The sequence below is a fragment of the Cupriavidus sp. GW822-FHT06G04 genome (genome assembly GCF_058799075.1).
On sequence record NZ_JBXALD010000040.1, the window covers coordinates 1 to 795 of the forward strand.

General features: G+C 63.0%; 1 protein-coding gene. It reads left to right on the top strand.

Annotation, left to right across the window (positions count from 1 at the left end; all coding sequences use genetic code 11):
* On the top strand, positions 1–775 hold a 775-nt coding region (locus tag AC1RKI_RS30075; protein WP_492798439.1), incomplete at its 5' end, for a reverse transcriptase domain-containing protein.
* Positions 776–795: the final 20 nt, after the last annotated feature.

Sequence of the window (795 nt, forward strand, 5' to 3'; positions counted from 1 at the left end):
TACGGCTACCGAGGAAGGTACGCCGCAGGGGGCTGTCATCTCTCCCTTGCTGGCCAACATCTACCTGCACTACGTCTTCGATCTCTGGGCGAACCAATGGCGCAAGCGCCACGCTCAGGGAAACGTCGTGATCGTGCGTTACGCCGACGACATCGTCGTCGGCTTCGACAAGGCTGACGACGCCAAACGCTTCAAGCGTGCCATGCAGCAACGGCTGGAGCAGTTTGCGCTCGGGCTACACCCGGAGAAAACCCGTCTGATCGAGTTTGGCCGCTTCGCAGCCGAGAATCGAGCCAGGCGGGGACTGGGCAAGCCCGAGACCTTCAACTTCCTGGGATTCACTCACATAGGTGGACGGGCCAAAGATGGCAAGTTCATGCTCAGGCGGCGCACCCGGCGCGACCGGATGCAGGCCAAGCTGCGGGAGATCAAGGAGGAATTGAGACGTAGATGGCACCAGCCGATCTCGGAACAGGGGCGCTGGCTGCGGCGAGTGGTGCAGGGGTACTTCAACTACCACGCCGTGCCAACAAACACCCCGTCCCTCCGCGCCTTTCGGGCACATGTGACTGACCTCTGGCGGCGGGCGCTACGGCGTCGCAGCCAAAAGGACGGTACTACGTGGGCCCTGATGAAAAGGCTGGAAAGGGACTGGCTGCCCCCACCCCGAGTCCTTCACCCATGGCCGGTTGTGCGGTTCACCGCCAAATACCTGAGGCAGGAGCCCGGTGCGCGAATCGCGCACGCCGGGATCTGTGCGGGGGGTGCCCAGTAATGGGCATTCCTACCGCGACA